Source organism: Rhizobium sp. TBD182 (genome assembly GCF_001950375.1).
GTDB lineage: Bacteria > Pseudomonadota > Alphaproteobacteria > Rhizobiales > Rhizobiaceae > Agrobacterium > Agrobacterium tumefaciens.
The window spans coordinates 712222-736959 of sequence record NZ_BDLN01000002.1; the positions used below are offsets into that span (position 1 = coordinate 712222).

General features: G+C 58.5%; 22 protein-coding genes and 1 tRNA gene. 4 read left to right on the forward strand and 19 right to left on the reverse strand.

Going from position 1 to position 24738, the window contains the following annotated elements:
* Position 1: 1 nt before the first annotated feature.
* From T18_RS12035 to cpdR, 8 genes are all read right to left on the reverse strand, one after another.
* On the reverse strand, positions 2-1726 hold the full coding sequence (locus T18_RS12035) for a glycerol-3-phosphate dehydrogenase/oxidase (RefSeq protein ID WP_038494398.1): 1725 nt from the start codon (positions 1724-1726) through the stop codon (positions 2-4).
* Between the two features lie 122 nt (positions 1727-1848).
* A complete protein-coding gene (locus tag T18_RS12040; RefSeq protein ID WP_038494401.1) occupies positions 1849-2847 on the reverse strand; it encodes an aldo/keto reductase in 999 nt (332 codons plus the stop codon).
* Positions 2844-3818 carry a sugar-binding transcriptional regulator gene (locus T18_RS12045; RefSeq protein WP_038494403.1) on the reverse strand — a complete coding sequence of 325 codons (975 nt, stop codon included), beginning with the start codon at positions 3816-3818 and terminating at the stop codon, positions 2844-2846. The genes T18_RS12040 and T18_RS12045 overlap by 4 nt, the downstream gene beginning before the upstream one ends.
* Positions 3819-3847: 29 nt before the next feature.
* Positions 3848-4849 carry an ABC transporter permease gene (locus T18_RS12050; protein WP_003511562.1) on the reverse strand — a complete coding sequence of 334 codons (1002 nt, stop codon included), beginning with the start codon at positions 4847-4849 and terminating at the stop codon, positions 3848-3850.
* Positions 4850-4861: 12 nt separating this feature from the next.
* Positions 4862-6382, reverse strand: coding sequence for a sugar ABC transporter ATP-binding protein (locus T18_RS12055; RefSeq protein ID WP_038494406.1), 1521 nt, complete (start codon positions 6380-6382; stop codon positions 4862-4864).
* 69 nt (positions 6383-6451) lie between these two features.
* The gene (locus T18_RS12060) at positions 6452-7465 is read right to left on the reverse strand and encodes a substrate-binding domain-containing protein (protein ID WP_003511565.1); all 1014 of its coding nucleotides are present in this window, start codon (positions 7463-7465) and stop codon (positions 6452-6454) included.
* Between the two features lie 554 nt (positions 7466-8019).
* Positions 8020-8094 (reverse strand) — tRNA-Val (locus T18_RS12065).
* 81 nt (positions 8095-8175) lie between these two features.
* Positions 8176-8538 (reverse strand): cell cycle two-component system response regulator CpdR, encoded by a 363-nt coding sequence (gene cpdR, locus T18_RS12070; protein WP_003497910.1) that lies wholly within the window; start codon positions 8536-8538, stop codon positions 8176-8178.
* Between the two features lie 181 nt (positions 8539-8719).
* On the opposite strand from cpdR, the gene T18_RS12075 reads away from it, so the two are divergent.
* Both T18_RS12075 and hisN read left to right on the forward strand, forming a co-directional pair.
* Entirely contained in the window at positions 8720-9604 is an 885-nt protein-coding gene (locus tag T18_RS12075; RefSeq protein WP_038494409.1) for an N-formylglutamate amidohydrolase, read from the forward strand.
* Positions 9605-9924: 320 nt separating this feature from the next.
* The gene (hisN, locus tag T18_RS12080) at positions 9925-10701 is read left to right on the forward strand and encodes a histidinol-phosphatase (protein ID WP_013761929.1); all 777 of its coding nucleotides are present in this window, start codon (positions 9925-9927) and stop codon (positions 10699-10701) included.
* 53 nt (positions 10702-10754) lie between these two features.
* Here hisN and T18_RS12085 read toward each other — a convergent pair whose 3' ends face one another.
* Positions 10755-11696 carry an alpha/beta fold hydrolase gene (locus T18_RS12085; protein WP_038494412.1) on the reverse strand — a complete coding sequence of 314 codons (942 nt, stop codon included), beginning with the start codon at positions 11694-11696 and terminating at the stop codon, positions 10755-10757.
* 385 nt (positions 11697-12081) lie between these two features.
* Here T18_RS12085 and hspL point away from each other — a divergent pair, with 385 nt between their 5' ends.
* On the forward strand, positions 12082-12564 hold the full coding sequence (gene hspL, locus T18_RS12090) for a heat shock protein HspL (protein ID WP_003511572.1): 483 nt from the start codon (positions 12082-12084) through the stop codon (positions 12562-12564).
* A 66-nt stretch (positions 12565-12630) separates the two neighbouring features.
* Here hspL and T18_RS12095 read toward each other — a convergent pair whose 3' ends face one another.
* A complete protein-coding gene (locus tag T18_RS12095) occupies positions 12631-13650 on the reverse strand; it encodes a bile acid:sodium symporter family protein (RefSeq protein ID WP_003511574.1) in 1020 nt (339 codons plus the stop codon).
* Positions 13651-13749: 99 nt separating this feature from the next.
* On the opposite strand from T18_RS12095, the gene T18_RS12100 reads away from it, so the two are divergent.
* A complete protein-coding gene (locus tag T18_RS12100; RefSeq protein WP_003511576.1) occupies positions 13750-14610 on the forward strand; it encodes a LysR substrate-binding domain-containing protein in 861 nt (286 codons plus the stop codon).
* Between the two features lie 18 nt (positions 14611-14628).
* Here T18_RS12100 and glpK read toward each other — a convergent pair whose 3' ends face one another.
* From glpK to T18_RS12145, 9 genes are all read right to left on the reverse strand, one after another.
* A complete protein-coding gene (gene glpK, locus T18_RS12105; RefSeq protein ID WP_038494415.1) occupies positions 14629-16128 on the reverse strand; it encodes a glycerol kinase GlpK in 1500 nt (499 codons plus the stop codon).
* 69 nt (positions 16129-16197) lie between these two features.
* A complete protein-coding gene (locus T18_RS12110; RefSeq protein ID WP_003511579.1) occupies positions 16198-17919 on the reverse strand; it encodes an extracellular solute-binding protein in 1722 nt (573 codons plus the stop codon).
* Positions 17920-17995: 76 nt separating this feature from the next.
* The gene (locus T18_RS12115) at positions 17996-18289 is read right to left on the reverse strand and encodes a DUF2160 domain-containing protein (RefSeq protein ID WP_038494418.1); all 294 of its coding nucleotides are present in this window, start codon (positions 18287-18289) and stop codon (positions 17996-17998) included.
* A 1-nt stretch (position 18290) separates the two neighbouring features.
* On the reverse strand, positions 18291-19214 hold the full coding sequence (locus T18_RS12120) for a carbohydrate ABC transporter permease (RefSeq protein WP_003511581.1): 924 nt from the start codon (positions 19212-19214) through the stop codon (positions 18291-18293).
* Positions 19215-19217: 3 nt separating this feature from the next.
* Positions 19218-20084: a carbohydrate ABC transporter permease gene (locus T18_RS12125; protein WP_003511582.1), complete on the reverse strand. Its 867-nt coding sequence runs from the start codon at positions 20082-20084 to the stop codon at positions 19218-19220.
* 2 nt (positions 20085-20086) lie between these two features.
* Positions 20087-21157 carry an ABC transporter ATP-binding protein gene (locus T18_RS12130; RefSeq protein WP_013761936.1) on the reverse strand — a complete coding sequence of 357 codons (1071 nt, stop codon included), beginning with the start codon at positions 21155-21157 and terminating at the stop codon, positions 20087-20089.
* A 13-nt stretch (positions 21158-21170) separates the two neighbouring features.
* Entirely contained in the window at positions 21171-22241 is a 1071-nt protein-coding gene (locus T18_RS12135) for an ABC transporter ATP-binding protein (RefSeq protein ID WP_013761937.1), read from the reverse strand.
* A 37-nt stretch (positions 22242-22278) separates the two neighbouring features.
* Complete coding sequence (locus T18_RS12140) at positions 22279-23802, reverse strand: glycerol-3-phosphate dehydrogenase (RefSeq protein WP_038494421.1); 1524 nt, start codon at positions 23800-23802, stop codon at positions 22279-22281.
* A 108-nt stretch (positions 23803-23910) separates the two neighbouring features.
* On the reverse strand, positions 23911-24684 hold the full coding sequence (locus T18_RS12145) for a DeoR/GlpR family DNA-binding transcription regulator (protein ID WP_003511588.1): 774 nt from the start codon (positions 24682-24684) through the stop codon (positions 23911-23913).
* Between the last annotated feature and the right edge of the window lie 54 nt (positions 24685-24738).

A 24738-nucleotide genomic window follows, 5' to 3' on the forward strand; every position in this document is an offset into this window, starting at 1 on the left:
ATCATGCATTCTCCTTGCATCTGTGTTTAAGCATTGCCGTCGTGACCCCGTAAAAGGTCTCCAGTTCATCAATTAGCCGCTGCCGTTCGTCTGCCGCCTGTTGTGGCGCCCATCCCAGCTCGCGCGCTGCGACACCAAGGATCGCATCGATCAGATCGGCATCGATGACGCCGGTAATGGCAAGCGTCGTGCGGCGCAGGATGAGATCCGTCAGATGGCGGACATGTTCGCAGCGGATCAGCCAGACCACCTCTGCCGCCGTGATCGGCGGTTTTTCGCAAAGCGGACTGTCATCCGGACGGCCCCGACAAAAACCCATCAACTCGAAGGCACGTGAACCGTAGGCCGATGCCAGATACTCGGCCCGGTCCCGGTCGATCGAAAATTCCTCCGACAGCAGGGCCGGCAGGCGCCCGGCACCGCTGGGGAAGTTCCTGCCGCCGCCGATCGGGCGGTTCATTGTGCCAGTCAGCCGCTTGCGTCCGAGAAAGGCCAGGGCCTCGTCGGTCACCTGTTCGCCAAAGGCTCTGAACGTCGTCCACTTGCCGCCGATCATGCAGAGCTGCGGCGGATCGCCCTCCACGCGGTGGACGAAATGGCTGCGGGATATTCTTCCGGTAAAGGCCGCGTCGCTGCGCGGCAGCGGGCGTATGCCGCTGAAACTGTAGACGATGTCGGAATGGTCGATGGAAATATGCGGAAAGACCTGACGGACCGCATCGAGAATATAATCACGCTCTTCCGGTTCGCATCGCACCCGTTCGGGACGATCGACCTTGATATCTGTCGAACCAGCGAGAACCCGGCCAAGATAGGGAAAGAGGATACAGACACGGTTGTCGGCATTCTCGAAAAAAATCATATGGCCGTTCAAGGCCTTAAAGAGCGCCTCGTTGGCGAGGATCAGATGCGATCCCTTGGTGCCGGAAACGGTCGGTTTCGCCCTCCCCGCAGCCTGTGTGGTCGTTAGCGCTCCAATCGTCTCATCGATCCAGGCGCCCGTCGCATTGACGATGATGCGTGGCCGGACGGGCAAGGTTTCGTCCGTGCCCTCCACCTTAAGACCATAATCACCGCCAGCACGGACAAACTCGGCATAGTTCAGCGCAATGCTTTGCGGCGCATCGGCCCGGGTGTCGATCACAAGCTCCAGCGCAAGCCGTTCGGGCTGGCTGATCCACGCATCGTAATAGGTGGCCGAATATCTGATGCCTGGCGTCAGGCCCGGCCAGCGTTGCAACGTCTTGCGTGCGTTGCGGAAGGTGTGTCGGGGAAGGATGCGATTTTTGCGGGTGACGAAGTCATAGAGCATGAGGCCCGCCTTGATGGCCAGTGCCCCCCGGCTGGCGGGTTTTCCGCCGGAACCCACAAAGGTCGCAGCCGCGTTGAACAGGCCGCTGAAGGTTGAAAATATCGGGATCGTCGTCGGCAGCGGATGAACCATATGCGGTGCCAGCGTCAGAAGCGCATCACGCTCCCGCAGCGATTCCGCCACAAGGCCGAATTCACCATTTTCGAGATACCGCAGGCCACCGTGGATCATGCGCGAGGGTGCAGCACTGCAACCGGACGAGAAGTCGTTGCGCTCTACCAGAAGCACCCGCAGTCCCTGTAAAGCAAGATCGCGATAGGCGGCGATACCATTGATACCGCCACCGACGACGACGGCGTCGAAATCACCGTCTTGCCGGATGCGGCGTAGAGCGTCCTCGCGAAAACTGGGCATAGGAGTACCGTTCGCTGGCTAACAACCAGCGTCCCAATGTTGTTAAACGTTTAAAGCGACGAGAGAGAGGGGTGGCGAAAATTATGCGCTATTCGCCTGAAGCCCCGTCTCAGCTACATGATTTACGCATCGAGCCCCACGAGATGCTCGGCAACGCCGGCGCTGATGAGAGCCAGTTCATTTTCCGCGAGGCGCAGGCGGGCCGCAGCAGCGTTTTCAACCGCCTGAGCCGGATCGCGCGCGCCGCACAGCGAGAATGTTATGCCGGGCTGGGCAATCGTCCAGGCAATCACGACCTGCGCAATCGACGCCCCATGCGCTTCGGCCACCGGCTCCAGACCCCGCATCAGCCGCGCGATCTTCTCGCGGTTTGCCTGGCTGAAACGCGGATTGCCCTTGCGCTGATCATCACCTGCAAAAACCCGTTCAGGTCCGACCTTGCCCGAGAGGAGACCGAGCGCCAGCGACGAGTAGCTCAGGACCGAAACAGCACTCGTGCGGCAAAGCGGCAGAAGTGTCGTCTCGATGTCCCGCCGCACCATTGAATATTCTTCCTGTATGGCATCCAGCGCGCCGGTGGCGATATAGGCTACCAAATCCTCCGGCGAGACGTTGCTCGCGCCGATCGAACGGATCTTGCCTTCGTCCTTCAGGCGCACAAGCATTTCCACCGTCTCGGCAATCGGCGTCGTCGCATCCTGCCAGTGGGTGACATAGTGGTCGATATAGTCGGTTCCAAGCCGCTTCAGGCTCTCTTCGACCTCATGGCGGATCGAAGCGGCGCCGAGATAACGGTGAACGGGCTTGCCATCCTGGTGGAAGAAATAGGCGCCCTCGTTCACATGCCAGACCAGCCCGCATTTGGTGACCAGCACCACCTTGTCGCGCCGGCCGGCAATCGCCTTGCCGACGATGGTTTCCGCAAGCCCCATGCCATAGGCCGGCGCGGTATCTATCAGGGAAATGCCGGCGTCAATGGAGGCCTGGATAGCGGCGATGGATTGCCGCTCATCGGTGCCGCCCCACATCCAGCCGCCGATGGCCCAGGTGCCCAGCCCCACGGCTGATGCGCTGATACCGCTGCGGCCAATCGTCCGGGTCAATATTGAATTGTCCGTCACGAAGTTTCCCCCTCTTCCTGATCCAGTAAATAGCCGGCGATCGCCTCGTCCACGACGAGCGAGGTCAGATAGCGGCCGGCAAGCGTGGCTGCCACCGGTCCGGCCTTGATGGCCCCGGCCGCCACGCCGATGATGTTCGGGCACCGGGCAAGCTGCCCGGGGTCCAGCGCCACCACGCGCGAGTTGAGATCGATCCGCGCCAGCTGCCCATCCGCCATGGTGAGATGGGCAAGGAATTCCCCGGCAATGCCCGCATCCACCAGCGCCTGCCCGCCACGGGCCGCATCCGGCAGCAGATCGTAATAACCGGAACCGGGCGCCTCCACGGAACCGATGCCAACCAGTGCCACCTGCGCCTGTCGCGCTAAGTCGAACACTTCGCGGATCGAAGCGACATTCATCAGGAGATCACGCTGTTCTTCATCCTCGGCAAATAGCGGCGCATGAATGAGCGACGCGCTGCCGCCGAGCTTCTCCGCCAGTTGCGTGGCCAGATGATTGACATCCGTATAGTGCTTGCCCTGGACACCGCCGGTCAGCGGCACTACCCGCACATCGAAACGGCGCTCGGCCTCCAGATTATCGACGACGGCACTCACCGCCTTGCCGCCGGTAATCGCAATCACGTCGCCGTCGCGGATCGTCTCCAGCAAGTGGTTGGCGGCCACGCGTCCGACCATCTGCAGCGCGGTTTCCGGATTGTCGGACACCGTCGGTGTCACCACCGACTGTCTGAGGCCGAAGCGGCGTGTGATCTCGTTTTCGAGGTCCACCAGCCTCTGATAGGGACTGGCGATAGTGATCTTTACCATGCCTGCCTTGCGGCCCGCCGCTATCATGCGGTTCACCTTGGTGTGGGAAAGATTGAGCCGCTCGGCAATTTCCGACTGCTTCACGCCCTCGATGAAATGCAGCACCAGGACGGAGTACATCTGCCTCTGTTGATCGAAATCGTCCTTGGTATCCAGCATGATCGTATATCTCCAATTACCACAGGCGCTCAGCGGCGACGCTTGACAAGATAGTGGTCGAACAGGACCGCCGTCAGCAATATGCTTCCCCTGATGATGTCCTGCCAGTAGACAGACACATTGAGCAAGGCAAGCGAACTGGAAACGACCGACAGAAGGATCGCCCCGAGGATTGCGCCGAGAATGGTGCCAGAGCCGCCCGAAAGGCTGGCGCCGCCGATGACCGCGGCTGCAATCACGTTAAGTTCCATGCCGACTCCGAAGCTCGGCTGTGCTGACCCGAAGCGGGCCATGTAGATCACGCCTGCGACACCGCACAGCATCGAACAAAGTGTGGTGGTGGCAAACACCACCCGGCCGACGCGGATGCCGGAATAAGCCGCCGCTTTCGGATTGCTGCCGGTATAGAACACCTTACGGAATGCCGTCGTACGCCGCAGCAAGAGATCGAAGCAGACGACCACCACCGCGAATATGATCAGCACCAGCGGAATGCCGCCAAGCGCGCCCTGGCCGATGAATTTGAATTCCGGCGGCAGCGAGTAGAGACCGAGCGGCCGGCCGCCCGTTGCGAGCAGGCAGACGCCGCGCGCAATCACCATGACGCCGAGCGATACGATGAAGTGATGCAGGCCGATGACCGTTGTCAGAAATCCCATGGCCATGCCGACCAACGTGGTGAGGCAGATTGCCAGCCCGGCCGCGACCCAGGGATCGACACCGTTGAGGAATAGCCAGCCAGCCGCAACCATCGCAAGCGCCGTGACGGAACCGACGGATAGATCAATGCCGCCCGAGATTAACAGGATCGTCATGCCGACCACGACGATGCTTTCGATGGCGAAAACCATCGCCATGGCCCGCAGATTGTCGACCGTCAGGAAATACGGGGATATGAAAGACATCACCGCGAAAAGGGCGAGGATGATGACGATAAGTCCGGTTTCCCGTGCCTTGAGCGCCGGTTCCCACCAGCCTGTGCGGCGAACCGCCACTTCTGCAATGCCCGAAGGTGTTTCCGATGTTGCCATTTTCCCGCTCCCTCAGGCCCCTGCCGGGCTCTCTGCAATATTGATCGATGCAAGCTGCATGATCTTTTCTTCCGTCATGTCCTCACCCTCAACCTCGCCGGCAATGCGCCCCTCGCGCACGACCAGTACGCGGTCGCTGACACCGATGAGTTCCGGCAATTCAGAGGATATGACGATCACGCCCACACCCTCGCGTGCCAGTTCCCGGATCTGGCGGTGGATTTCGGCCTTTGCGCCCACATCCACCCCGCGTGTCGGCTCGTCGAGAAAGACGACCTGTGGCCCCACCGACAGCATCTTTGCCAGTGCCACCTTCTGCTGGTTGCCGCCGCTCAAGGTAGAGACAGCGTCACCGACGCTGTTTGCCCGCAATTTCAGCCGGCGTCCCAACTCGTCGGCGCGCTTCATTTCCTTGCGCCGTTCGATAAAGCCCATGCCGTTTGATATCCTGCCGACATCGAGCGCCGAGACATTCGCGGCAATGGACATGTTGAGAAACAGCCCGTTGCCCTTGCGGTCTTCCGACAGATAGACCAGCCCCTCCCGAATGCTGTCGCGATAGTCATTGAGCCTCAGCGGCCGGCCGCGCAACGTGACCTCGCCTTTTGGTTTTCCCTCCAGCCGGCAGACCGCACGGACAATTTCGCTTCGACCTGCGCCGATCAGGCCGGCGAGCCCGAGGATTTCGCCCCGGCGCAGATCGAAATCGACATCGAAAACGCGCTTTCCCTCGTTCAGTCCCCGAACAGAGAGAATGACGTCATTCGATTTCTCTTCTTCCGCAAGTTTCGGTGGGTAGAGCTTGTCGAGCACCCGTCCCACCATGCTGTTGACGACTTCCTCCGGGGAAATCTCCGAGATATTCTCCGTCCTGATGTGGCAACCGTCGCGCATCACCGTGATGCGGTCGCAATGCTCAAAAATCTCCGCCATCCGGTGCGAGATATAGATGATCGCAATTCCGCGTTCCGCCAGCCGGTGCATGATCCGGAAAAGGGTCTGGGCCTCGGTTTCGGTCAAAGCCGCCGTCGGTTCATCAAGGATCAGGATACGGCAGTCCAGCGTCAGCGCCTTGGCAATCTCGACGATCTGCTGTTGCGAAATCGACAGATCACCGGCACGGCTGGTGGGATCGATATCGCCGATTTCTTTGAGGATGGTTGCCGCCCGCTTGCCAAGATCGCGATAATTCATGAACCAGGATTTACTCTGGCCGGTCTCCGACATGAACATGTTTTCGGCAACCGAAATTTCCGGGCAAAGCGCAATCTCCTGATGCACGAAACCGATACCGAGCCGGTTCGCCGCATTGGGCGAGGAAATCTTGACCGGTTTGCCGTCCAGCAGGATTTCGCCGCCATCAGGCTGCAAAATGCCATCGATAATATGCATCAGCGTCGATTTACCGGCGCCGTTTTCACCCGCGAGCGCATGGATTTCTCCCCGCCGCAGCTCAAAGGCAGCAGTGCGCAACGCCCGCACGGGCCCGAACGCCTTGTGAATATTCGTCATGTTGAGGATGACCTCTCCCATAACGCCCCTCCCGAACGTGGCTCCCCTTTGCCGGCGAGGCGTAAACCTCGCCGGTTTCAGGGCGGCGCATCAGCGCCCCTTCATATAGTCATTGAGATCAAAGGAAGCGGCGTTCGCCTTGGTAATCACGGCGAAACCATTGTCCATTGAAGGAACCTGCATCGGGTTGAAGCCAGATACCTTGTAGTCGTTGAAGGGGTCGATCAGATCCGAATGGGCACCCAGAAAGGTGTTCATGAAACCCATGAAGCCCTGAACGCCCTGATTGGGATTGATGGACATGTAGATGTTGCCCTGCTTGATGTGCTCCAGCGTCGCCGGGGTAATATCCGCATGCAGGATCAGGACCTTCTTCTTGGCCTCGAGAACAGCGGTCGTTGCGCCTTCAGCCGAGCCGGCTTCAGGAATCCACAATGCGCCTAGATTGGGGTTGGCCTGCAACAGGGCACCCACCGCCTGATAGGCGACGTTTGCATCCTGGTTGGTCGCCTGGCGGCCGACGAGCTTCATTTCCGGATAAGTGCGCCCCATGTAATCGATGAGTGCGGTGACGCGCAGATCATGGTTGCTTTGGCCCGGATTTTCGAGAACGGCATATTCGCCCTTCTTGCCCAGCTTCTTGACGATCTCGTCAGCCGCAAATTTCGCCTCGGCAACATTGTCCGAGGTGATGTAGGCGGTGCGTTTTGACTTCGGCGAATCTGCCGCAAAAGTCGTCACCGAAACACCGGAGTCGATCGCCTTGTTGATCGGTTCGATAAAGGGATCGGCCTGCATCGGATGCAGCAATATACCCTTCGGCTTCTTCACCAGTTCCTGCTCGAAGGACGCGATCTGCTTGGTGATGTCGTATTCGGGCGTACCGGTGAAAACGGCCTCGCAGCCCAAGGCCTTCGCGGCCTGCTTGAAACCTTCAAACACCGGCACCCAATAGGGGTGGCTGGAAACCATGACGTTCATCACATAGGTCTCGCCCGGTTCACAGGCGAATTTGCCCGCAGCAGCGGCCTGAGAGCCGGCGCCTGCGGAAATCGCCACGGCTAAAACACCCGCGGCAACGGTCGATTTCAGAAAAGCCAACATATTCCCCTCCCAAGGACAATGACCAATCCGCAATAAATTTTAAGTCGTGTAATTTATTGCATGACGTTTGAGATATCGGGAAACCGGGCAAGCGTCAATCCGGTTTGCATTTTATTTTTTTGAGTGAAATTTATTGCGGAGCGCATGGATAGTTTGGAGGCTGCCTACAGGATAGCCCGTCGCTCGAGCGAACTCCGCTGATCGAATAGGCAGTCAATCAGCTTGCCTATACCAATCAGCTGGCGGCAGTCGGATGTCTTAAGAACAAGGGACGGCAAGGCGCGATGCACTCAGGACGCCAAATGGCGGGTAGCGCGTAAACGCTTCGGTTCATCACGCCCTCCTCCATGTCCATGCCGCATGGAAGGCCGCAAAGTCCTCCTGCCGATCCTCTTTGCCCTAGTTGGAGTGGTATTTATGACGGTGTCGCAGCGGGTTCCTGTGATGGGACCGTTGACGCGTACTCCATAGGGGACAGGTTCAATTGACACTGAGGCAACTATGCAAAAAGGCCCTGCGATTTCTCGCAAGGCCTTGATATTTAAGAATTCGGATGGTGGGCGTGACAGGGATTGAACCTGTGACCCCTACGATGTCAACGTAGTGCTCTCCCGCTGAGCTACACGCCCTCCGTGGCGGCGGATAGACCACAAAACCGGTTCATGCGTCAACTGCTTTTTTTCGGTTTTGTGAAGGTTTTTTGAGACCCCTTACGCCACAAGGAGTTTGTTGACCTCATCCACTAGATCGCGAAGATGGAACGGCTTGGAAAGCACCTTGGCATCCTTTGGAGCCTTCGAATCGGCGTTCAGCGCGACGGCCGCAAAGCCGGTGATGAACATGACTTTCAGGTCGGGGTCGAGTTCAGTCGCGCGCCGGGCCAACTCGATGCCATCCATTTCGGGCATGACGATATCTGTCAGCAACAGCGAGAAAGGCTCTTCGCGAAGCCGGTCGTAAGCGCTTGCGCCATTGTCGAAGGAAGAAACCTTGTAACCGGCTTTTTCCAGCGCCTTGACGAGAAAGCGGCGCATATCGTTATCATCTTCAGCGAGAAGAATTTTCTGATTCATCATAAGTGACCGTAACTGCTCAATGTTTGAGATACCCTAGCCCGATTATAGGATTTTCACGGTAAATATCATGTGAACACAAGAATCGGTATAGCGCTGCATGGTCGATAGTATGGACTTGCCGCACCGTAACTGGCAACATGAACATCCTGATAGTTTACGACATGGTAAATGGCACTGAATGGACTGGATAACGGGTGAATACGAGCTGTTCGAAGTAACGGAACCTGCCGTTCAAACCCTGCCATTCGTCTATAATTCACCCCATAGCGGTCGCTGTTACCCCATCTCCTTTCTGGAATCGGCACGGCTTGATTCGCACGAGATCCGGCGCTCGGAAGATCATTTCGTTGACGAGCTGTTCGCCGCTGCGCCCGTCATCGGTGCGCCGCTGCTGAAAGCCAATTTTCCCCGCGCGTATCTCGACGTCAATCGCGAGCCCTACGAGCTTGATCCGCGCATGTTCGAAGGCACTCTGCCTCCCTACGCCAATATCGGCTCCATGCGGGTTGCCGGCGGCCTGGGAACGGTACCCCGTATCGTCGCCGAGAATATGGACATCTATGCCCACCGCCTGCCGGTGGACGAGGCGCTGTCACGGATCGAGACGATTTACAAACCCTACCACGCCTGCCTGCGCCGGCTGCTGTCACGCACCCACGCCAATTTCGGCATGGCGGTACTGATCGATTGCCATTCGATGCCGGGCAATATCCGCGTTGCCGGCTCGAACCTGCGGCCGGATGTCATTATAGGCGATCGCTACGGCACCAGTGCTTCCCAGGAGGTCTCCCGCGCCGCTCTGCATTTTCTTGAAGAACTGGGTTTCGTTGCGGTCTGCAACAAGCCCTATGCCGGCGGCTTCATCACGGAACATTACGGCCGACCGATCCGCTCTCTTCACGCGCTCCAGATCGAGGTCAATCGGGCGCTGTACGTCGATGAAAAAACGCTTTCGAAGAAAGCAGATTTTCCCGCCATTCAGGCATCGCTTGAAATATTCATGCGCCAGCTCGGCGCTTTTGTTTCGGAATACGCGATCGAAACCTCGCTCGCCGCCGAATAACACATCAAATTCCAGGATATTTCAGACCTCTGTTCCAGACAGCCTGGCCACGCGCCGGACAAAAAAAACCGCGCCTTGGCGCGGTCAAGTCTAGGGAGGAAACACCCAAGGAGGGTATTTACAGTCAAAGACTGCAGGGTCACGCTACGCATTATATGCACAATTGTCAATCATTTTATTTTATGCACTTTTTTTAGGCTTATGCTGAAAATTTGGAATCGGCCTTGCTTGCATCCGTACGTGTGGACGGCGGGTGCAATTCCGGTCTATGCATTTCGCCATACAATTCAGGCCCAATAATTAAGGCAATGAGGTTTCGCATGCTGCCCGACCGGGATTTCTTCTTCAAACTTGCCGAAGCCGCCAGCGCTGAAACGCTTCCCCGCTTCCGCACAGGCATTGCCGTCACCAACAAGGAGGACGGCGGCTATGACCCGGTGACGGAAGGCGATCAGGCAGCAGAAAGCGCCATTCGCGCCCTCATCGAGGCACGTTTCCCGCAACACGGCATTCTTGGTGAAGAACACGGCAATGTCGGTCTCGATCGCGAACATATCTGGGTTATCGATCCGATTGACGGCACACGCGCCTTCATTTCCGGCGTGCCGGTCTGGGGCACGCTGATCGGCTTCCAGTCGGCCGGCCGCGCTTCGATGGGCATCATGGACCAGCCCTTCACGAAAGAGCGTTATTTCGCCGACGGCGAGGCCGCATGGTATTTCGGGCCGGATGGTGAACGCAAGATCCGCACGCGCGAATGCGCTTCGCTGTCGGATGCTGTGCTGTTCACCACGACACCCCATATCTTCACGACGGAAGAAAAGCCCCTTTACGACAAGGTGCAGGATCAGGTTCGCCTTTTCCGTTATGGCGTGGATTGTTACGCCTATTGCCTGCTTGCCGCCGGCCATGTCGATCTGGTGATCGAATCGGGCCTGAAGCCCTATGATGTCGGCGCCCTCATTCCGGTGATTGAACAGGCGGGTGGCATCATCACCACCTGGGATGGGGGTCGTCCGGAAAATGGCGGCCGCATTCTGGCAGCCGGTTCCAAAGCCGTGCACGAACAGGCGCTCGCCATTCTTTCAAAGCTGTAGATGGTGCAACTGACGGGCATGGCGCAAACCGCGCCATCCCCGTCATCGCCGCGTCATTCCGGCGCGAAAAAGGCGTCGACGGCCGCCAGCGCCTGTTTGCGGAAAACGTCGCGCTCATGCAGCAATTCATGGCGCGCGCCGGTTATGGGAAGAAGCTGCGCCGCGCGGAAGTTGCGCGAGAGTTCCTCCTGCGCCTTATAGGGCGTGATCGTATCCAGCATCGGCGCAAGAATGAGGGTGGGAATGGTTATGTCCGTCAGATGGTCCTGACGGGTCACCCGACCCATCGTTTTCAGCGCTTCATAAACCCATCGCGCTGTCGGTGCGCCGATGAAGAGTTCCGGAAATTGCCGATGCAGCGCAAGATTTCTGGCAAAACGTCTGGCGTCAGACGTCAGCGGGTTGCCATCGAAATCCCGTTCGCGCTGATCCCTGCCGAGCTGAAGCTTTCCAAGACCCAACAGGCTTAAAGCGGTCGCGACCAGCCGGATGACGGACGAAGGAACGGATTGCTGGCTTTCCAGCTCGATAAAGGGCGAACAAAGCGCCAGACGGTCGATCCTGTTCGACAGGCCGGGTGCTGCGGCCAGTGCTGCAAGTGCGCCGGTTGAATGGGCGATCATGAAGAATGGCAGCCTGGTATCCGGCAGCACCACCTGTTCGAGAAACAAACTTATATCGCGCTTGTAGTCGGAAAAACGTCGTACATGCCCGGCGCCTGGCTTCTTCAGCAACCGTTCGGAACCGCCCTGCCCGCGCGTATCGAAGGTCGCGACCCAGAATCCCATGGCCGTCAGATCGCTGACGGTCTCGAAATATTTCTCAATACATTCGTTGCGACCATGCAGCAGAACCACGGTTCCGCGCGCAATGTGTCGGCTAGCGCGGAAGATCGCGTATCGAAGCTGTTTGCCGCCGTGGCCGGTGAAATAACCGACGGTATGGTTGCCGGGAACCGGGTTGTCTTCGCTCTCGCGCAATGTGGCTTCGATCATCGGTCTTTTCCGGCTTCTCTGCCTTTTCGGGATAGGTCGGCGACGGCGGAAGGTCAAAGAAAAAATTGCCGGAACCGTCGGTTAAAGCAGTCGCGGTTCCGGCGAATAGGACAGAAGAAGAAGGGACGTTATTGCTTCTGCCACGGAGCATGTCTCCGATGACGGATATTTATGGCTCTCAAACTGAACGATGCTGGAACCGGATGTTCAGCGATGGTTCATCTTGTTGTCGCCCTTTCCGCTTTAAAGCGCCCCCTTGACGGAGCGCCAAGCCATTCCCATCTCATTCATGCGGCCGCCAGAACGGGGCCGCGCCATATGTCCGGCCGTCGCCAGAACGGGACGCCGGATCAACCGCAAACAGTCGCTTCATAAGGAGGACACCATGCGTCACGTCGATTTTTCCCCCCTCTATCGCTCCACCGTCGGTTTCGACCGTCTTTTTTCGATGCTCGACGGCCTCGGCCAGCCCGAACAGGCCCAGTCCTATCCGCCCTATAACATCGAGCGGACGGGTGAAAACGCCTATCGTATAACCATGGCGGTTGCCGGTTTCGATGAAACGGAACTAAGCATAGAATCCCGTGCCAATACGCTGACGGTGAAAGCCGAGAAGGCTGCAGATGAGAAGTCGTCTGAAGGCGAGTTCCTGTATCGCGGCATTGCCACGCGCGCTTTCGAACGCCGCTTCCAGATGGCTGATCATGTCGAAGTCCAGACCGCTTCCCTGAAGAATGGCCTGCTTCACATCGATCTCGTCCGCAATATTCCGGAAGCCATGAAACCGCGCCGTATCGCGATCTCCTCCGACAGCGCAGATGCGCCGAAGACGATCGAAGCACAGGTCACGCCGGCCCAGGTCAACTAAGCCGATCCGGATGTCAAACGAACGGCCCCGTTAAGGGGCCGTTTTTGTTTGCCTAAAATTCAGCCCTCAGCGGGTGGATACTGCCGCGCCTTCCGCAGCGACAGTTTCCGTTATCGCTGCTTTTTCATGGGCCTTGCGGGCATAACGCTGGGCCAGCACTGCGCAGACCATCAGCTGAACCTGATGGAAGAGCATGATTGGCAATACGATTGCGCCGATGCTCTGGCCGGCGAAGATCGCTCCTGCCATGGGCACGCCGCTGGCAAGGCTCTTCTTCGACCCGCAGAAGGTGATGGTGATTTCATCCGCCTTGTCGAAACCAAGCGCCCGGCTGCCGAACATCGTCACGCAGAGAACAAGCGCCAGAAGAACGATATTTATGCCGATGACAACGCCGATATCGCGCACGGAAAACGTCTGCCATATGCCTTCGATAACTGCTTCGGAGAAGGCAAGATAGACCACCATCAGGATGGAACCGCGATCGACCGGCGACAGCAATTTCTTGCGTGCCCTGATCCAGTCACCGATCCACGGCTGCAGCACCTGGCCGGCGATGAAGGGCAAGAGCAGTTGCAGGAAGATTTGCAGGAACGCATCCAGCGAAAATCCACCACCATGGCCACCGACCGTGAACAGCAGCCCGACCAGCAGCGGTGTCAGCACCATGCCGAAAATATTCGAGGCGGAGGCTGAACAGATCGCGGCAGGCACGTTTCCGCCTGCCATGGATGTGAAGGCGATGGACGATTGCACCGTCGACGGCAGGACGCAGAGAAACAGCACACCCATATAAAGCGGTGCCGGCAGAATGCTCTCGGGAATGAAACCGATCGCCACGCCCAGCAACGGGAAAAGGCCGAAGGTGACGAGAAGGATCGCCATGTGCAGGCGCCAGTGCAAGATACCCGCAATCACCACATCCCGCGACAGCCGCGCGCCGTGGAGAAAAAACAGCAATGCGATTGCCAGTTTCGTGGCAAGCCCGAAATACACCGCCGGCTGTCCGCTGATCGGCAAAAGGGAAGCCAGGATCACGGTGGCCACCAGCATCATGGTGAAACGGTCAGGCAGGAAGCGGGTCATGGGAGGTCTTTCCGACATCGGTTTTGCTTGAAATATCCCATACTATCGCTCATCATGAATTCGGATGCAAAGACTAACAGTTATCACGATATGAGATAAATGCTGAACCTTCAACATCTTGCCAGCTTCGTGATGCTTCAGCAAACCGGCAGCTTCACGCTGGCTGCCGAGCGGCTGGGCATCGGCCAATCCACCGTCAGCCAGCATATTCAGCGGCTTGAGGCGGCACTTGGCCGTCGGTTGATTGCGCGCAGCACCCATCAGGTGAAGCTGACGGGCGAAGGCGAGGCGCTGCTCGGTTATGCCCGCAATATGCTGGAGATCGACAGCAGAGTTTCATCGCTATTCAGCGAAAACCGCCTGCGCGGGCGCTTAAGGCTTGGCGTTTCCGAGGATTTCGTCGCTAGCCGGCTCACCGCCATTCTGGAAGAATTCATCCGCCTCTATCCCTTGGTCGATCTGGAGCTGACGGTGTCGCTGAGCGGCGTGCTTTACCAGATGCAGGATAATGGCGAGTTGGACGTCGTGCTCGCAAAACGTCGACTCGGTGATAAGCTCGGCCACTTCCTGTACCGCGAACCTCTGGTATGGCTCGCGCGTGACCCGGAGCGAATGCTGAGCCAACCGGACGCCCTGCCGTTGATCGCCTTTCCGCCGCCAAGCATTACTCGAAAGGCGGCACAGGAAGCGCTGGATCGGGCAGGTCTCGCGTGGCGGATCGTCTGCACCTGTGGCAGCCTTAGCGGACTGACCGCTGCCGCAAGGGCGGGCATGGGCATCCTCGTGCAACCGCGCAGCATGGCGCCAGCCGGCCTCAGGGAGATTGCGGCTGATGTGCTGCCGGCGCTCGAAGACGTGGAATTCGTGCTTCAGCCAAGTAAGGGCGCGGACACAAAACTGGTGCGCGCCCTTTCCGATCTGGTATCCAGCAAGAGCATCGCACCGGGCAGTTTTGCGTAAAAAAGACGCTTGCTCGAGTCAATCTTCCCGTTTCGAGAGGCAGCGGCCAACACTATCACGCCACCCCGCGATGGCGCTCTTACGCTCCGTCTCATCCATATCTGGCAGAAAACGGCGATCCCGTTTCCAATGGGCGGCAAAGGCCTCCCGGTCCGGCCAGATGCCGGCGCGCGATGCTGCGAGCCATGCCGCACCGAGAATGGTGGTTTCCAGGAATACCGGCCGGTCGACCGGTGCAGCGAGAATGTCCGCCAGCCGCTGCATGGTCCAATCCGAGGCAACCATGCCGCCATCGACCCGGAGCACCGTCTTGCCATTGTCGCCCGCCCAGTCGTTGCGCATGGCATCCAGAAGATCGAAAGTCTGATAGGCGACGCTTTCGAGTGCCGCGCGGGCGAACTCCGCAGGGCCGGTGCCACGCGTCAGGCCGAAAATCGCGCCCCGCGCTTCGGCATCCCAATAGGGCGCGCCAAGGCCGGTGAAGGCCGGCACGAGGTAAACCCGCTGCTTGGGATCAGCCTTTTCGGCAAGCGCGCTGACTTCAGACGCGACCGATATGAAACCGAGCTCGTCACGCAGCCATTGCACGGCGGCGCCGGCAATGAAGATCGAGCCTTCGAGCGCATAGGTCGTCACGCCATCGAGGCGATAGGCAATGGTCGTCAGCAACCGGTTTGTCGAGGCGACCCGGTCGGTGCCGGTATTGAGAAGCGCAAAGCAGCCGGTGCCATAGGTCGATTTCATCATGCCGGGTTCGAAGCAGGCGTTACCGATAACGGCAGCCTGCTGATCACCGGCGACGCCGAGGATCGGAATTTCCGCACCCAGAAGCGCCTTGTCCGTTACGCCGAAATCGGCCGCGCAATCAAGCACCTCCGGCAGCATGGCGCGGGGAATGTCGAGGATGGACAGCAATTCGTCATCCCAGGCATTGTCCTCGATATTGTAGATCAGCGTTCGCGAGGCATTGGTAGCGTCGGTCACATGGCGGCGACCGCCGGTGAGGCGATAGATCAGGAAACTGTCGACCGTGCCGAAGCAGATTTCGCCCTTCACGGCTTTTTCGCGAAGGCCGCTGACGCTGTCGAGAAGCCATTTCAGCTTCGTGCCGGAAAAGTAGGGGTCGAGCAGCAGACCGGTCTTTTTCGAAAAGAGCGGCTCCAGCCCCCTTCGTTTCAGATCCTCGCAAATTGGTGCAGCACGGCGATCCTGCCAGACAACGGCCCGATGCACGGCCTCGCCCGTATTACGGTCCCACAGCACAGTCGTTTCGCGCTGGTTGGTGATGCCGATCGCCTCGATATCGGAAGCGGACATACCGGCATCGGCAAGCGCCAGCCGGATTGTTTCAAGCACGCTTTTCCAGATATCCTCGGCATCGTGTTCGACCCAGCCAGAGGCCGGGAAATGCTGCGGAAATTCTCGCTGGCCGACACCGATGACCCGCATGTCGCGATCAAAGACCATCGACCTTGTCGATGTCGTCCCCTGATCGATCGCCAGAATATAACCGCCCATTATGTCACTCCCTTTCAAACGCGATGACGGGGCGGCAAAGCCGCCCCGGTTTAAGATTTCACGCAGACATTACTTCTGCCAGCTTTTGACCAGCTCGTCGTAATTGACGGTGACCGGCTTTTCCTTTTCGTTGGCAATCTTCAGCTGCGGTGCCAGATTGCCCTTCGAAACGGCGTCCTTGTTCCAGTAGTCGATATCGTGTTCTTCCGCCAGTTTTGGGCCGATATCGCCCTGCACACCGGCGCGCTCGATACGGGCCATGACTTTTTCCTGCTCGGCGCAGAGCGAGTCCATTGCGGCTTGAGCGGTTTTGGCACCCGAAGATGCATCGCCAATTGCCTGCCACCAGAGCTGCGCCAGCTTCGGATAGTCAGGCACGTTGGTGCCGGTTGGCGACCATTGCACGCGAGCGGGCGAGCGATAGAACTCGATCAGACCACCAAGCTTGGCGGCCCGGTCCGTGAAGCTCTTGTGATGGATGGTGGTATCGCGAATGAAGGTCAGACCAACATGGCTCTTCTTCACATCCACGGTCTTGGAAGTTACGAACTGCGCATAAAGCCATGCGGCCTTGGCGCGATCGTCAGGGGTGGATTTCATCAGCGTCCACGAACCCACGTCCTGATAACCGAGCTTCATGCCGTCCTTCCAGTAGACGCCATGCGGGGAAGGTGCGACGCGCCATTTCGGCGAACCGTCCTCGTTCACGACAGGCAGGCCGGGCTTGGCCATATCGGCAGTGAAGGCCGTGTACCAGAAGATCTGCTGGGCAATGTTACCCTGCGCCGGCACCGGACCGGATTCGGAGAAGGTCATGCCCTGCGCTTCTGGCGGCGCAAATTTCTTCAGCCATTCGAGATATTTCTCGATGGAATAGACCGACGCCGGACCGTTAGTATCGCCGCCGCGTGCCACGCACGAGCCGACCGGCTGCGACTTGTCGTTGACCTTGATGCCCCATTCATCGACAGGCAGGCCGTTTGGCAGGCCCTTGTCGCCGTTGCCGGCCATGGAAAGCCAGGCATCGGTGAAGCGCCAGCCAAGCGACGGGTCCTTCTTGCCATAGTCCATATGGCCGAAGACCTTCTTGCCGCCGACATCACGGCCGGTGAAGAATTCGGCAATATCCTCATAAGCCGACCAGTTTACGGGCACACCAAGGTCGTAGCCGTATTTGGCCTTGAAATCCGCCTTGTTCTTGTCGTCGTTGAACCAGTCGTAGCGGAACCAGTACAGGTTCGCGAATTGCTGGTCGGGAAGCTGGTAGAGCTTCTTGTCCGGTGCCGTCGTAAAGGCGCTGCCGATGAAGTCCTTGAGATCTAGGCCGGGATTGGTGACGTCCTTGCCCTCATTGGCCATGAAATCCGTGAGGTTGCGGACCTGCTGGTAACGCCAATGCGTGCCGATGAGGTCGCTGTCATTCACCCAGCCGTCATAGAGGTTCTGGCCGGTCTGCATCTGAGTCTGAATCTTTTCGACGACGTCACCTTCCTGGATGATGTCGTGCGTGACCTTGATGCCGGTAATAGCGGTAAACGCCGGTGCCAGGACCTTCGATTCATATTCATGTGTTGTCAGGGATTCGGAAACGACCTTGATGTCCATGCCAGCAAAAGGTTTGGCGGCATCGATAAACCATTGCAGTTCCTTTTCCTGATCTGCACGCGAAAGCGACGACATATCGCCGATTTCCTTGTCCAGAAATTGCTTTGCCTCCTCCATTCCGGCGAAAGCGGAACCTGTCATTGCCAGCAGCATGGCTGCCGTCGTCGTCATCAGATGCCGTCGCATATCAGTCCTCCCAAGGGTTGCGATTGCACGAAGTCTGCCGGGTGCGGTTTTCCTCCGCCGCACCGTTCTTCCTGCTCTAGACGAAACGGAAAACGCCAATTGCGTAAACCGCCGACAGAGCGAGAGCCCACCACAGGTTCGGGCCGATCAGCCCGAGCCATGCAAGATGAATGAAAGCGCTGCCGAGCAGCGAAATGAACAACCTGTCGCCACGCGTTGTCTCGAAGCGCAGCAGGCCGAAGCGGGGGTTGCCGCCGGGCGAGAGATGTTCCCAGAACCACATCCCAACCAGCAACACGGCGATGGCACCGAAAAACGCGGCCGTCTGCCAGGTCCATGCCATCCAGGTGAAATCGGGCATCTTCGTCATGTCAAACCCTCCCCAGCGCAAAGCCCTTGGCGATGTAATTGCGAACAAACCAGATCACCAGCGCACCGGGTATGAGTGTCAGCACGCCGGCGGCGGCAAGCAGGCCCCAGTCCATGCCGGCGGCGGAAACGGTTCTCGTCATGGTCGCGGCAATCGGCTTGGCGTCGGTCGTCGTCAGCGTGCGGGCGATCAGAAGCTCGACCCACGAGAACATGAAGCTGAAGAAACAGGCGACACCGATGCCGGAGGCAATGAGCGGCATGAAAATCTTCACGAAGAATTTCGGGAAGGAATAGCCGTCAATATAGGCGGTCTCGTCGATTTCCTTCGGTACACCCGACATGAAACCTTCGAGAATCCACACCGCCAGCGGCACGTTGAACAGGCAATGCGCCAGCGCCACGGCAATATGCGTGTCGATCAGCCCGAAAGCGGAATAGAGCTGGAAGAAGGGCAGCGCGAAGACGGCAGGTGGCGCCATGCGGTTGGTCAAAAGCCAGAAGAACAGGTGCTTGTCGCCCAGGAAGCGGTAACGGGAGAAGGCATAGGCCGCCGGGAGTGCCGCCGAGACCGAGATCACCATGTTCATGACGACGTAGATGATCGAGTTGATGTAACCCGAATACCAGGATGAATCCGTGAAGATCGTCCGATAATTCTGCAACGTCGGCTGGTGCGGATAAAGCGTCATCGACGAGACGATTTCTGTGTTCGTCTTGAAGCTCATATTGATAAGCCAGTAGATCGGCACGAGCAGCAGGATGATGTAGATCGTCGGCACCAGCCAGGAAAAGCGCGATGGCCCATGGCGGCGGCGCGATCGTGAATTCGCAGCAAGGCCTGATATTCTTGCCGAACTGGCTCTTACCGGTGGATTGCCGATACCGTTGAGTTCCACGCTTGTGGTGACATCAGAGGCGCTCATGTCTCAAGTCTCCGCGTCGTGGCTGGTCATCACGGTGTAGAACACCCAGGACAACAGCAGGATGATGAGGAAGTAGATCAGCGACATGGCCGCCGCGGGACCCAGATCGAACTGGCCGAGCGCTACCTTGACGAGATCGATGGACAGGAAGGTGGTGGAATTTCCGGGGCCGCCGCCGGTGACGACGAAAGGCTCGGTATAGATCATGAAGCTGTCCATGAAGCGCAGCAGGAATGCGATCAGCAGCACCCGCTTCATCTTCGGCAACTGAATGAACCGGAAAACCGCAAAACGCGATGCGCCATCGATCCTTGCCGCCTGATAATAGGCATCCGGAATGGAGACGAGGCTGGCGTAGCACAGGAGGACGACGAGGCTTGTCCAGTGCCACACATCCATGATGACGACGGTGATCCATGCGTCGACGGGATCGTTGACATAGTTGTAATCAAGCCCAAGCTGATTGGCGTAATAACCCAGCAACCCGATATCGCTGCGACCGAACACCTGCCAGATCGTGCCTACCACATTCCATGGCACCAAAAGCGGCAGCGCCATGGTGACGAGGCAGACCGGCACGCCGATGCCGGATTTGGGCATCTTGAGCGCGATGAATATGCCGAGCGGAATTTCAATCGCCAATATGATGCCGGAAAATACCAGATTGCGTCCGAGCGCGTTCCAGAAACGGTCGGAGCCAAGAATTTCCTGAAACCATTGGGTTCCCGCCCAGAAGAATTGATTGTTGCCGAAGGTATCCTGCACCGAATAGTTCACGACCGTCATCAGCGGGATGACGGCGGAAAACGCGACCAGCACCAGAACCGGCAGCACCATGAACCACGCTTTGTTGTTCCAGGTCTTTTCCATGGTCAGGCCCCCATCTTCACACGCCAGGAATCGGCAAAGACACCGATAGCGGCCGGATCGAAGCGAACACCCGCTTCTGCCGGAATGTCCTCCTCCTCCGGAACGACAATCGCAAGCTTTTGGCCGGCGAACCGGGCGCGAACGATCTTTTGCCGGCCGATATCCTCGACCTTGTCGACGGTGATGGGCATGCCACCCCGCTCCAGCCGAACGAATTCCGGCCGGATGCCGATTTCGATCCGCTTCGATCCATCCACCACCGGCACGCCGGCAAGCGGAACGCCAAGGCCGCCGACAACCGCCGTTGCGCCATCGATGCTGGCAGGCATCACATTCATGCCGGGCGAACCGATGAAGTAACCGACGAACGTATGTCCCGGGCGTTCGAAAAGCTCGGCGGGTGTGCCGATCTGGACGATCTGTCCGTCATACATGACCACCACCTTGTCGGCGAAAGTCAGCGCTTCGGTCTGGTCGTGCGTGACGTAGACCATGGTGAAACCGGACTGGCGGTGGAGGCGCTTCAACTGTGAGCGCAGCACCCATTTCATATGCGGATCGATCACCGTCAGCGGCTCGTCGAAGAGGATGGCATTGACGTCGGATCGCACCAACCCGCGCGCCAGCGAAATTTTCTGCTTCTGGTCCGCCGTAAGTCCGCGCGCGTGGCGTTTGGCCATGCCGGAAAGATCGGTCATCTCGAGAATTTCCCGCACACGGCGGTCGACTTCGGCTTCCGGCACTTGCCGGTTGCGCAGCGGAAAAGCCAGATTGTCATAGACTGTCATCGTGTCGTAAACGACCGGGAACTGGAATACCTGGGCGATGTTGCGATCTTCGGTGGAAAGATCGGTGACATCCGTTCCGTCAAAGGCGATGCGGCCTTCCGAGGGGCGCAGCAAGCCGGAAATGATGTTGAGCAACGTGGTCTTGCCGCAGCCGGAAGGGCCAAGCAGCGCATAGGCACCGCCATCCTCCCATTCGTGATGAACTTCCTTCAGAGCATAATCACCTGCCGCCTGCGCCTTGGCGTTGTAAGCGTGGCGGATATGATCGAGCGTGATGCGTGCCATGATCGATCTCCCCTTAAGCCGCTTCGCCGATGGCGTGGCCGTGTGTATCGAAAGCCATCAGGTGCCGCGTATCGAGAAACAGCTCGATCTCCGTGTCCGGCTCGATGTCGTGAATGCCCTGCGCCAGCATCACCCAACGCTGGCCTGAAAATTCCACATGTACGAAGCTTTCCGATCCGGCGATCTCCGAGATCAGTGTCCGCGCCCGGATGGATTGCGCCGCCTGCCCCTTTTGCTGTGGGAAAAGATGATGTGGCTGGAAGGCAATGGTCACTGGACCGTCAGGCATGGCAGCAAGATGCGCCGGCACCGGCACAACCGCATGGTCGGCGCGCGTGAAGGCGCCGCCCGTCTTGATGACCTCGATGGTGTTGAGTGGCGGATCGGCAAATATTTTCGCGGTTACGATATCCACCGGACGCCTGTAAACTTCGATCGTGCGGCTGAATTGCGTTACCTTGCCCTCGTTCAGCGTCGCGGTATTGCCACCGAGCAGCAGAGCTTCGGAGGGTTCCGTCGTGGCGTAAACGAAAATCGCACCGGATTCGGCAAAGATGCGCGGCAATTCCTCACGCAACTCCTCACGCAGCTTGTAATCGAGATTTGCGAGCGGCTCGTCGAGGAGCACCAGATTGGCGTTTTTGACGATGGCGCGGGCAAGTGCCGTGCGTTGTTGCTGGCCACCGGAGAGGTTGAGAGGCGTACGATCTAGATAGGGCGTCAGCCTCAGAAGCTCGGCGGCCTTCCTCACCTCCCTGTCGATCGTTGCCTTGTCCTTGCCGGCAACGCGCATCGGCGAGGCGATGTTTTCATAAACGCTGAGCGCCGGATAATTGATGAACTGCTGATAGACCATGGCGACGTTGCGCTTCTGAACCGGCCAGCCCGTCACGTCCTCCCCATTGAAGAGAATCGTACCGCCACTTGGCTTGTCCAGCCCGGCCATCAGCCGCATGAGTGTCGTCTTGCCCGAAAGTGTCGGTCCAAGCAGGACGTTCAGGCTTCCGCGCTGCAACGTCAGATCGGTCGGGTGAATATGATATTCACCGCCGGCCATCTTCGAGACGTTTCGCAATTCAAGCATGGTGATCCAAAGCCTCCTCCGCTTTTTGATCGGATCGTCAGATTGCCTTCAAGCGTCCACCTGCAATGTCATCGATATAATCCTCCAGCCCGCGCACCTCTTCTTGGGTAAAGAAAAGCCCCTGCTTGGTGCGGCGCCACAGAATATCCTCCGCCGTCAGCGCCCATTCCCGGGCCATCAGCCAGCGCACCTCGGCCTCATAAAGCGTGCCGCCGAAATGCCGTCCCAGCCCTGCCATGTCCCCGGCATTGCCAATAATCGACACGGCGTCCGTTCCGTAGCAGCGGATGAGCCGCTTCGCATGCCGCTCATCGAGAAACGGATAACGCGACCGCAGGGCCGTGACCTCTCCCGCATAAGCCTCGGCACCGAAATTTCCGCCCGGCAAATGTGAACCGGCCGTCCACGGCGAGCCCTTTTCACCCAGCGCATCACCGATTTTTTCAAGAGCATGTTCGGCAAGCCGTCGATAGGTGGTGAGCTTGCCACCGAAGATATTGAGAAGCGGCGCTTCGCCTTCAGCTCCTTCGGTTTTCAGCACATAATCGCGGGTTGCCTCCTGCGCTTTCGATGCGCCGTCGTCAAACAGCGGCCGCACGCCGGAATAGGTCCAGACGATATCGGCCGACGTCACCGGTTCAGCGAAATATTCGCTCGCCGCGTTGCAAAGATAGCTGATCTCCTCGTCGCTGATCTTAACAGCCCGGGGGTCGGCGGTATAGTCGCGATCCGTCGTGCCGATCAGGGTAAAATCCTGCTCATAAGGGATGGCGAAGATGATGCGCCCGTCCGGGTTCTGGAAAAAATAGGCGCGCGGATCGGAAAACTTCTTGCGCACGATGATGTGGCTGCCCTGCACGAGGCGGACATTGTGGACATTGTTTTTACCGAATGTCGCAGCCAGAACCTTGTCTACCCAGGGGCCGGCCGCATTTACAAGCATGCGCGCCCGGTAGGTCGCGGTTTCTCCGGCACCATTTTTCGTTTCGACCCGCCAGAAGGCGCCTTCGCGGCGTGCCGAAACGACCTGCGTGCGGTTGAGGATCAAGGCGCCGCGATCGGCGGCATCGCGGGCGTTCAGCACCACAAGACGGGCATCGTCCACCCAGCCGTCAGAATATTCGAAAGCCCGGGCAAAAATCGGCTTCAGCGGTTTCCCTGCGGGATCACGGCGCAGATCGAGCGAGCGGGTGGCGGGCAAAAGCTTGCGGCCGCCGAGATGGTCATAAAGAAAAAGCCCGAGACGCACGAGCCAGGCCGGGCGCACGCCGCCCTTCTGGAATGGCAGAACAAAGCGCATGGGCCAGATGATGTGCGGCGCCATGGCCCACAACACCTCGCGCTCCATCAGCGCTTCTCGCACCAGACGAAATTCGTAATGTTCGAGATAACGCAAACCGCCATGAATGAGCTTTGTGGCGGCCGAAGAGGTGCCGGAGGCAAAATCGTTCATTTCCGCAAGCGCAACGGAATAACCCCTGCCGACAGCGTCACGCGCGATGCCGCAGCCGTTGATGCCGCCGCCGATCACGAAAACATCGTGGATTGCCTCGTCAGACATGGACCCTCCCGCGCTTTCATCGACGCTCTCCTCATCGATATATTGAAAGCACGGACATCTAATTTGAAGACAAAACGAATGTCAAACGAAATTCCGGGACGGTTCGGATCAAGGCTCCCCAACCTCGGTTTCAATCAACCTGACGTCATGATCGGCACAGATGGATCGGATCGAATCGACCGGACAATGATCGGTAATGAAGGTGTGCACCTGTGAAAGATGGCCGATGCGCACCGGCGCCGTCCGCTCGAATTTCAGTGAATCCGATACAAGAATGACGTGGCGAGCGTTGGACATGATCGCCTGGGCAACCTTGACCTCGCGAAAGTCGAAATCCAGCAAAGCGCCGTCTTCATCGATTGCAGAAACGCCGATGACGGCGAAATCGACCTTGAACTGGCGGATAAAATCCACTGCGGCCTCCCCGACGATGCCGCCATCGGAACCGCGCACGACGCCGCCAGCGATCACCACCTCAATGCCCGGAAAAACCCGTAACCTGTTGGCAACATTAATATTGTTGGTGATGACCATCAACTCGTGATGATCCGCCAGCGCTTCGCCCACCGCCTCGGTCGTCGTACCTATATTGATGAAAAGCGAGGAATTGTTGGGGATGAGGGCAGCGGCAGCGGCGCCGATCGCCTGCTTTTCGGAGGAGGCGATCGCACGGCGTGCCTCGTATTTGACGTTTTCGTTGCCGCTCGGAAAAAGTGCGCCGCCATGGATGCGCGTCAGCACCCGCGTATCGCAGAGATCGTTGAGGTCCTTGCGGATCGTCTGTGGCGTTACCGAAAACCGCGTGGCCAGCTCGTCCACCAGCACACGCCCGCTTGCTTTCGCCAGCGCAACGATTTCATCCTGACGCGGTGTGAGCATCATTTCACCCTCCCTCCTCTTTCAATTTTTTCGTTTTATTGAAGAGCGAACGAAAAA